This window comes from Sulfurospirillum arsenophilum NBRC 109478, from assembly GCF_000813345.1.
Taxonomy (GTDB): domain Bacteria; phylum Campylobacterota; class Campylobacteria; order Campylobacterales; family Sulfurospirillaceae; genus Sulfurospirillum; species Sulfurospirillum arsenophilum.
In genome coordinates this window covers 882,843-892,792 of the sequence record NZ_BBQF01000001.1, presented here as the reverse complement: position 1 = coordinate 892,792, position 9,950 = coordinate 882,843, and the positions used below count along the sequence as shown (strand labels likewise).

At 35.9% G+C, this 9,950-nt stretch carries 10 protein-coding genes; 7 read left to right on the top strand and 3 right to left on the bottom strand.

The window, feature by feature from the left end; genetic code table 11:
- From SAR02S_RS04390 to SAR02S_RS04380, 3 genes are all read right to left on the bottom strand, one after another.
- Positions 1-167 (bottom strand): twin-arginine translocation signal domain-containing protein (locus SAR02S_RS04390; protein ID WP_041957192.1); only part of this gene is annotated, 167 nt, incomplete at its 3' end.
- A gap of 98 nt (positions 168-265) precedes the next feature.
- Positions 266-544 (bottom strand): c-type cytochrome, encoded by a 279-nt coding sequence (locus SAR02S_RS04385; protein ID WP_232293984.1) that lies wholly within the window; start codon positions 542-544, stop codon positions 266-268.
- Positions 545-667: 123 nt separating this feature from the next.
- Positions 668-1,357 carry a response regulator transcription factor gene (locus SAR02S_RS04380; RefSeq protein WP_041957190.1) on the bottom strand — a complete coding sequence of 230 codons (690 nt, stop codon included), beginning with the start codon at positions 1,355-1,357 and terminating at the stop codon, positions 668-670.
- Positions 1,358-1,469: 112 nt separating this feature from the next.
- Here SAR02S_RS04380 and SAR02S_RS04375 point away from each other — a divergent pair, with 112 nt between their 5' ends.
- From SAR02S_RS04375 to SAR02S_RS04345, 7 genes are all read left to right on the top strand, one after another.
- The gene (locus SAR02S_RS04375) at positions 1,470-3,116 is read left to right on the top strand and encodes a PAS domain S-box protein (RefSeq protein ID WP_041957188.1); all 1,647 of its coding nucleotides are present in this window, start codon (positions 1,470-1,472) and stop codon (positions 3,114-3,116) included.
- Positions 3,117-3,311: 195 nt separating this feature from the next.
- Complete coding sequence (nosZ, locus tag SAR02S_RS04370) at positions 3,312-5,915, top strand: Sec-dependent nitrous-oxide reductase (RefSeq protein WP_041957186.1); 2,604 nt, start codon at positions 3,312-3,314, stop codon at positions 5,913-5,915.
- Between the two features lie 131 nt (positions 5,916-6,046).
- Entirely contained in the window at positions 6,047-6,832 is a 786-nt protein-coding gene (locus SAR02S_RS04365) for a hypothetical protein (RefSeq protein WP_041957184.1), read from the top strand.
- 5 nt (positions 6,833-6,837) lie between these two features.
- Positions 6,838-8,136 carry a nitrous oxide reductase family maturation protein NosD gene (locus tag SAR02S_RS04360; RefSeq protein WP_084218443.1) on the top strand — a complete coding sequence of 433 codons (1,299 nt, stop codon included), beginning with the start codon at positions 6,838-6,840 and terminating at the stop codon, positions 8,134-8,136.
- An 11-nt stretch (positions 8,137-8,147) separates the two neighbouring features.
- On the top strand, positions 8,148-8,882 hold the full coding sequence (locus SAR02S_RS04355; protein ID WP_041957182.1) for a 4Fe-4S dicluster domain-containing protein: 735 nt from the start codon (positions 8,148-8,150) through the stop codon (positions 8,880-8,882).
- On the top strand, positions 8,879-9,466 hold the full coding sequence (locus SAR02S_RS04350; protein WP_041957181.1) for a c-type cytochrome: 588 nt from the start codon (positions 8,879-8,881) through the stop codon (positions 9,464-9,466). The genes SAR02S_RS04355 and SAR02S_RS04350 overlap by 4 nt, the downstream gene beginning before the upstream one ends.
- Positions 9,463-9,948 carry a c-type cytochrome gene (locus SAR02S_RS04345; RefSeq protein WP_041957179.1) on the top strand — a complete coding sequence of 162 codons (486 nt, stop codon included), beginning with the start codon at positions 9,463-9,465 and terminating at the stop codon, positions 9,946-9,948. Before SAR02S_RS04350 ends, SAR02S_RS04345 begins: the two co-directional genes overlap by 4 nt.
- Positions 9,949-9,950 lie beyond the last annotated feature (2 nt).

Genomic DNA, 9,950 nt, shown 5'->3' with positions numbered 1-9,950 from the left:
CCTTCTTTCATAGGAGAGAGATCAACGGTGATGAATCCAGCAGATTGTACACTTGGAAGTGGGTCCCAAGTCTTTTTCATAGCGCCAAGGGCTATTACACCACCTGCCGCTGCAAAACCGCCGAATGCCATGCCTATAAAGTCTCTTCTGCTTGTCTCAACAGCCATTCTTTTTCCTTTCGTGTTGTTTAAAATAGTGAGAATTTATGAATACTAGGTACTAAAAAACGCGGTCAAATTGTGGTGAATTTATCACCACAATTTGATTATTTATAAGAAGCTATGGTGCTAGCAACTGCTTTTAAATCATCATCGCTTAATGCGACTGCAATTGGTTTCATAACACCTTTCATAGCGCCACCTTCACCATTTTTATAGCCATTAACAGAAGCTATGGTTTTAGATGCATCCCAACCAGCAATGATTTGTGATTTGTTCAATGCAGATTTTGAAGCCTTCTCTCCGTGACATGAAAAGCATTTACTTTTGTAGATTGCTTCCCCATCAGCCGCCATAAGAGATACAGCAGCCACCGATATAAGCATACACGTTATCTTCTTCATTCTTAAGTCCCTCCATTCATTAATATTTTAATGTATTTCTAATAATAGAGTGACATTTTATAATAGCATGAGTTTCTTTTCAGTCGCTTGATAAAAATAAACACGTTAATCTTTAATTGCGTACCCTAGGTTACCAATCGTTTTAATGACATCATTTGTTATTTTTTTGCGTAATTTAAAAACGAGATTTTTAAGAGCGGAAGGAGGAGCTTCTTCATAAATATAAAGCTTGTCTTCGAGGATTTGCCTTGTCACTAAATTGCCTTTATGCGCCAACAATAGTTCAATAAATTCAATCTCTTTTTGCGTTAAGGTAATCGAAATAGTATCTTGCAAGAAAGTTTTATTGGTATAGTCATAAAAACACGTAGGATTAATTTTGACGATAGTTTTTGATTTTTCAAGCAAAATGCTTGCACTGCTTTCTAAAAGTCTTGTCAGATCTCCTTCTTTAATCGGTTTTACAATGTAATCCACTAATGAAAGTTTGATGGATTCTAATAAAAAATCTTTATCAGTATAAGCACTTGTAACAATAATAGGAATATCGTGATTGTCTTTTCGAATGTGTTTAATGACCTCAAGTCCATTTAATTTAGGCATTTTAACATCTGTAATAATGATGTCTGGATGATGCTCATTGTAAAGCGCTAATGCCTCTTCTCCATCGGAGGCTGTATAAACTTTATCAACATACAGTAACAAAACTTTTGCAAAACTATCTCTAAGATTTTTTTCATCTTCAGCAAGCAATAACGAACTATTTTTTAAAACAAATTCATATTTATCTAACAAAAATACCCTCCATGTTGAATCTTGCCTCGAGAAATTGTAACACTTTTTTCTCTAAAAGAAAGCTATAATTCTCATAGTGTAGTGTAATATTAGTTTCATAAAGGAATTTAAAATGATTGAGACTATTAACTTTACGAAACGATATATTATTGCACTTTCGATCATAGCACTACTTTCAATTTTAGCTTATTATAACCTCAATCATCTCATTAGTAGCCAATCCAATGATGGAAAAATAATTAATATCAGCAGTAAACAAGGAATGCTTTCTCAACAAATTGCCCTGTATGCTATCTATTATAAAACGGAAAATTTACGAACGAACATTGCGCTTATGGAAGATTCTCATAATCTGTTAATTTCTTTTCCGATGTCAAATGAATTGAAAAAAATTTACTTTGAGGAGCCTTTTTTCTTAGATAAAAATGTTAGAACGTATTTGTTTCATGCAAAACGCTTTGAAGAGAATCGTGATGGAAGAAGCCTAACGTATATATTACAAAACTCTCAAAAACTTTTAGATAATTTAGATCTAGCCACTTCAATCTATGTTGCAACGACCGAATCCAATACGATAAAACTAAAAAACGTTGAATTTTTCATTTTCATTTTTACGCTTGTAACGCTTTTTTTTGAAGCAATCTTTATTTTTAGACCAGCCACAAAAAAAATTACAGAAGTGACAAAAGAACTGATTAAACAGCATGATTATGCCAATACCATTATTGAATCCAATACCAATGCTATTGTAACGCTTGATTCAACGCTTAAAATCCAAACATTCAATCATATGGCAGAAAAGATATTTGGCTATACAAAAGAAGAAATTATCGGAGAGCCTTTCTTTCAAACAATCATCTCAAAAGAGTCTCTTCCCGTAGAACAAGAAGGCATTTTGAATTTTAAAAAAATTCTAGAGATAGAGAATAAAGAAGAAGTACGAGAAATCAAAGCCATCAATAAAAAAGGCCACGTATTTCCTATTCGAATTTCGTTTGGTATTAGTGGAGAAGCAAAGAATATGCTCATCATCAGCATGCAGGATATTTCCAAAGAAATTCTCAAAGATAAGATTATGATACAACAAGCTAAATTTGCAGCCCTGGGAGAGATGATTGCCATTATTGCGCATCAATGGAGACAACCACTTGCTCAACTTAATTTTAACTGCATGTACATTCGAAAAAAGCTCACAGACCCAGAACTTATGGAGGAAACGGCTAAAAATGAGGAAATTATTCAATTTATGTCAGAAACCATCACCAATTTTGAAAACTTTTATAAGCATGTTGATAACACCGTTTTCAATCCAATCATCTCAATCAAACAAACGCTTGTACTGCTCGAATCATCTTTAAAACTTTATCAAATCGAACTCATTCAAAAAATTGACTCAAAAATGAATATTTTTGGTAATTCAAATAGCTTATCACAAGTTATTTTGTCCATTATCCAAAACACGATTGACATTATTAAAATTTCTGAAATCAAAAATCCCTTTATCCATATTACGCTTGAAAACTCCGACAAATTTGTTGTTTTAAAAATAGCAGATAATGCAGGAGGTATTCAAACGCCTTTAATTAGTGATATATTCAAGCCTTTTCACAGTAATAAGAATAAACTCTCCACTGGTATTGGACTTTATATGTCAAAATTAATTATAGAAAATCAATTTCATGGAATAATAACCGCTAAAAATATCAATAATGGTGCACAATTCAGTATATTACTCCCTTCATGCTGCGATAATATGTAAAAAAAGCCTTCTTTTATTACACATTTTTTACATATAAAATTCTAGCGACTCAAAAGAAACTGACTCTGTTATAGAATTCCATAGTCAACTTAAAGTGTTAAATTAATGTTAAATAAAAAGAATAAAGACGATACTGGCCATGTCGCACTTTAGAACAGTTATTTAGCATAATCTTATGTTTTTAAAGGAGGAAATATGGAAAGAGGTTTCAAACTCCTTTCATCGCTTGTGCTCTCTAGTACTTTATTGGCAACAGCATCTATTGCTGCTGGCGGAGATGGTACTTTAGATAAAGTGATGAAAGCAAGAGGTCTCAGCGAAGCGGATGTTATCCGCGCTGCAAAGACTTATAATCCAACGGGCGTACATGATAAATACCTCATCTTTAGTTCAGGTGGGCAATCTGGACAGGTATTGGTATATGGTGTTCCTTCTATGAGGTTACTCAAATACATTGCTGTATTTACCCCAGAACCATGGCAAGGATATGGTTTTGATGAAGAGAGCAAAAAAGTTCTTGACCAAGGCAAAATTCGAGGTAAAGACATTACATGGGGTGATACACACCATCCAGCTCTTTCTGAAACAGATGCTAAGGTCGATGGAAAATGGTTGATTATCAACGATAAAGCAAATCCAAGATTGGCCGTTATTGATTTGAGCGATTTTGAGACAAAACAAATTGTTGTTAACCCCGTCTTTAAATCTGAGCATGGTGGTTCATTCTTCACTCAAGATTCTGAATGGATTATTGAAGCAGCACAATATGCCGCTCCATTTGACAATAACTATCACCCGATTGAAGACTATAAAGAGAGTTATCGTGGTGGTGTAACCATGTGGAAATTCGACCCTAAAAAAGGTAGAGTTCAAGAGAAAGATTCTTATACCATCGAACTTCCTCCGTATATGCAAGACTTAAGTGATGCGGGTAAAAGAGTAAGCCACGGTTGGGGATTTACAAACTCATTTAACTCAGAAATGTACACTGGTGGAATTGAAGTAGGTATGCCACCAAATGAAGCGGGTATGAGTAGAAACGATACTGACTACCTTCATGTGTACAATTGGCAAAAATTGGCGGAACTTGCAAAAGATCCCAAAAATGTCAAAGTAATCAATGGACATAGAGTCGTTCCTATGGATATTGCTGTCAAAAACGATGCACTTTTCCTTATTCCAGAGCCAAAATCACCGCATGGTGTCGATGTTGACCCTACGGGTGAATATATCATCGTTTGTGGAAAGCTTGATACACATGCTTCTGTGTATAGTTTCTCAAAGATTCAGGCATTGATCAAAAATAAAGATTATGCAGGTAAAGATCCTTATGGAATTCCTATTCTGGATATGAAAAAAGCCTTACACGGTCAGCTTGAATTAGGCCTTGGACCATTGCATAATCAATATTCTAATGTTGATGGCGAAGTCTATACCTCATTATATGTGGACTCTCAAGTTGTTAAGTGGAACTTTAAAAATCTCAAAGTACTTGATCGCGTTAATGTCCACTACAACATTGGTCACTTAGCGGGTATGGAGAGTAATACGGCTGATCCACAAGGTGAGTATATTATTGCACTGAATAAATTATCGATTGATCGATTTAATAATGTAGGACCTCTACATCCACAAAATCACCAATTGATTGATATTAGCGGCAATAAAATGGATCTTCTTGTCGATATGCCAATCCCTCTTGGTGAGCCTCACGATGCTGTTGCTATTCGTGTTAGCAAACTTAATCCAAAAGTACGTTATGAGATGGGAACAAACTCTCGAACGGAACAAATCAGTGAAGGTAAAACGCTTGCTGGACAAGAAAGAATCGAACGTAAAGGCAATGATGTCAAAGTCTATGCAACGCTTGTACGTTCTCACATCAATCCAGAGCGAATTACGGTTAACAAAGGCGACAATGTTACCATCTATATGACAAACCTTGAACGCGCAGAAGATGAAACACATGGTTTTACAGTGGACAACTACAATGTTCATGCATCCGTAGAGCCTGGTAAAGTTGCGACGGTTAAGTTTAAAGCGGATATGGAAGGTGTATTCCCATACTACTGTACAGAATTCTGTTCTGCACTTCACCTGGAAATGATGGGTTATTTAATGGTTAAAGACCCTAATAAAAAGTATGAAAGTGCACAAAAACTCAAAATGGCAACGATGAGTAAAGAGCAACTCAAAGCTGAATACGACAAAACGGTTGCGGTCAATAAAGCAACAGATGATGTTATTCAAAGTGTTGTGAAATTCCTCAAAGAAAATCATTACGAGAAACACGATGTTGTTAAAAACCTTGTAACCGACGCGCTTGACCAATACGGCAAAATCCCTGAGCAGAAAAAACTCTCAGATGCTGCCATCAAAGAAGGCGATTTTGAGAAAGCTGTCTTATTTGAAAATATGATCTGGCAATACATGGTTAAAACAGCGGATGTTGGAATTAGAGCGAAAGACTTACTGGTTAAGTTTGTTGCAACCAAACAATCTCCTGAAGCTGCCAAAGGCGAAACTGCCTTTAATGAAGGTGGATGTTCTGGCTGTCACGTTATTGGAAAAGTAAGTTCTGGACCTGATCTTACAGGTGTATTGGGACGTCATGAAAACGGTACAAAATGGGTAGCTGATTTTATCAAAAACCCTAAAGAGAAGTTTGATGACCCTTATGTTAAAGCGATGATTGATTACTTTAATTTAAGAATGCCGGACCAAAACATGAAAGATGAAGAAGTTAAAAATATAATCGAATACCTTAAATGGGTTGACAGCAACGCCAATTTATTTTAAGAGCATTAGCCCACAAAGACTCGGTCTTTGTGGGTTGACATGTGTCATGGTTAAAAAGAAAAATTCGAGATACACTATTTTTATCTAAAAATTTAACGTTAGTTTTTAGCTAAGGATATTAAGGAGAAAAGATGAATCAAAGTTTAATAAAATCAAAAATATTTGCAGGCATTGCATTGCTAATCATGACACTGTCATTTACCTTCCCAATGATTAGTTTTCATGGTGTACTGAATAAAATTGACGCAGGTAAAAAAGAGGAGATTTCGTCTTTTCAAAAGATGGTTTGGGGAATATACAATCAAGGTAGATATAAAAGTACCACTACCCCCAAAGATGCTCATAATAATTTAGAAAAAATGATTTCTAGCTCTTCAGAAATCGGTGTAGCTTCATTACCCATTTGGTCGTGTTCGCTTGAAGCTCCAAACTATCCCAAAGAGGCATTTCCAGAAGGTATACCTGTCTTTTTTCACTTTGATGGATTTAGTGGAGAAGTACATGAGATGAATACGATTAACCACTACATCGGTATGGATCCAATGTGGAGAGGCGGTATACTGGAGCGTGAAATTGGTATTTACGCCTTGTTGTTTGTAAGTTTGATTATGGTTTCTTTTATTGCTTACAACCATAAAGTAATGAGCTATTTTATGCTCATTCCAACCTCTTTACCATTGCTGTTTATAGCGGATTATTCTTATTGGCTCTATTGGTTTGGACATAACCTCCATGACTGGGGTGCTTTTAAAATCAAACCTTTTATGCCCACTGTTTTTGGTGACGGTAAAGTTGCACAATTTACAACGCATTCTTATCCATCCATTGGATTTTATTGCTTAGTTCTTATTGGTATATTTTCGCTACTTGCCCTTTTGTCAAGAAGCAAAGCAACCAAAGAGAGCGGTGTAAGATAATCATTATGAAACAACTTCTTTTTCTCACTCTTTTAACATTGTCAGCACTCTACGCAAAGAGTGATTTTATATACGAAACGAGGGAAGAAGTCGTAACTTATACAGGACCCATTAAAGAAACACGCCGAAGCTCCATACAAGATGCCATCGACAATGCGAAAGAAGGCTCGATCATAAAGCTCAAAGCGGGTGTTTATGAAGGTAATGTCGTCATTACAAAGCCTATTAGCATTATCGGTGTTGAAGAGGGTGTCATCCTTGATGGATTAGGCGTTGGAAGCGTTGTAACCATTAAAAGCTCTTATGTCACCCTTAAAAATTTAACAATTCAAAACAGCGGCGAAAGATCTGATGTACTGGATGCTGCAATTAATATGACGGGTGATACAACAACGGGGGCACTGGTTCAAAATGAAGTGAGTCAATGCAAAATCTTGAATTCCCTTTTGGGTATCAATATGGAAATAGTCAATCACTCACTCATCAAGAACAATTATATCACGTCAAAAAATTATGAACTTGGACTTCGAGGCGATGGCATTAGACTGTGGTATAGCAATGACAATATGATTCAAAAAAACCATCTCTATCGCTCCCGTGATATGGTGGTTTGGTATTCACATGGCAATACTATTGAAGAAAATTTAGCTGAATATGGAAGATATTCCCTTCATTTTATGTATGCAGGTAAAAATTATGTGCATAATAATGTCTATCAGTACAACTCCGTGGGTATCTTTTTTATGTACTCCAATGACACGATTGCAACGGGAAACATCATTAAAAATTCTCAAGGAGCTACAGGCATTGGTATTGGGCTCAAAGATGCATCCAATTTTACCATTGAAGACAACACCATTGTCTATAGTGCCCAAGGAATGTACATTGATCGCTCTCCTTTTGAGCCAGATTCACATCTTTGGATTCGGAATAATAAATTCCTATTCAACTCAGAAGCGTTGCATTTTCACTCTCTGTGTGAAAATGGCATCTTTGAAAACAACATTATCAAAGGCAACATTGAAGATGTTGTCAACGATTCACGCAGTAGCGATAATTTTAAAAATGAATTTACACGAAATTATTGGGACAATTATGAAGGTTTTGATACAAATATGGATGGGTATGGGGATAACCCTTATCGCGTTTATCAGTATGCTGATAAGTTATGGATGTACAACCCCTCTGTAAAATTTTTTTACGGTTCACCTGTTATGACTTTATTAAACTTTTTGTCGAAGTTGGCTCCATTTTCAGAACCAATTTTCTTATTAGAAGACAAAACACCTAAGTTTACAAATTAATTGGAGAGAAGATGGCATTACATGTAAAACAAGAAAGAAGAGAATTTATCCACTATTCTACGCTTGGTATTTTAGGTTTAGTACTAGGAGCAGGTGTCGTTGGTGCCCCTTATCTTAAAGCAAAAGAGACACATCTACGTCCTCCTGGAGCTGTGGATGAAGATCGATTTCTCTCGCTTTGTATTAAATGTGGACAATGCTTACAAGTGTGCCCATACCACTCTATAAAGTTAGCAGACTTTGCAAAAGGTTATGGTATGGGGACTCCTTATATTGAAGCAAGGGAGCGAGGATGTTATCTTTGTGGTGCACTTCCTTGTGTTTTAGCCTGTCCAACAGGAGCACTGGATCACCATGCCGAAAAACCTGAAGATGTCAAAATGGGGATAGCCGTTTTTGCATTTCCAGAGACCTGTTTAGCGATGACGAGAACCATCGTGCCTAAAAATCAGATAGAACGAATTTATGCTCATCCTCATACACGAAGCCTCGAAGAAGATGTCCTAAAAAAACTCTCAACGTATGAAGGAAAAAGCTGCACGATTTGTGCAGACATGTGTCCATTTCCTAATCCAGCGAGCGCTATTGAGATGATTGTCACGGAAGATGGTATTAAAAAACCACAAATCAACCACAATTGTGTTGGATGCGGTGTATGTGAGGAGCTTTGCCCAGCCTCATCTCCTTCCATTGTTATTAAACCACGAGAAACTTACGAAACATTCTACAAGAAGGATCAAATATGAAAAAATATTCCATTCTTTGTTTATTTATTGTACTAGCGTTCAATGCTTGCTCTGACAAAAAAGAAGAAAAAAATGTTCAGGTAATTGAAAAAAATGTATCACAACAAGCTGGCAAAATTGAAGTGGTTGAAAATGATAATTTTAAAGAGGAAAAAGTTCAAGTCAAAAAAGACGACAGCAATGAGAGTAAAAACTTTTATTACGACTATCATCAAGAGACAAAAGCGCATGCACAAAAAGAAGAAGAAAGCAACTACACACCGCTGGGTGCAGTGCTTAAAGCAAGAAGCCCTTATGAACATGTCGAAGTTAGCCTGCTTGTAAATCAACTCAGTAAAAATTTTATTGTTAAATGTTCTGCATGCCATAATCATTATGCCAATGGCATCATTGGTCCATCCCTTTTGAGTAAAGACAGTGCTTATATTTTTAAAACCATCTCTCAGTATAAAACCGGAGAGAAAAAGAACGTTTTAATGAAAGAACTTATTGAACAGATGGATGATAAAGAGATCAAAGCGTTAGCGGATGAAATTTATACGTTTAATCAAGAAGTTAAAAAATTAAAAGAGAGACAAAAATGAAAAACATTATCGTGGGAATAATCACCTTTGTGATTCTTGGAGCTATGGTTTATACAATCACTCAAGGTACTGCATTTCAAGGTGGAAATGCAGCTAAAATTATCGAAAATGTGTCAAAGACGCAAAATACAGTATCGCAACAAAATACTCAAGCACCTACAGAAAAAAGTGATAGAGACATTGAAGCTGAAAAAATTAAAGCTATTAAAGATAAAGCGGGCAATGCTTCAACATTCAAAGTAAGCGATAACTACAAACGCAAATGTGCATCGTGTCATGGTGTTACAGGAGAAGGTGCCGTTGGTCTTCCTCTGTTTGGACAAAGTGCCGAACAACTTCACGCTAAGTTACTTGAATTTAAAAGTGGAAAAAGAGACAATCCAATCATGAAAAGTGCCATTTCAAATCTCAACGACGATGATTTTAAAGAACTTTCCACGGAAATTGGTGAATTTAAAGCAAGAGCTGAAGCAGCAAAATAACC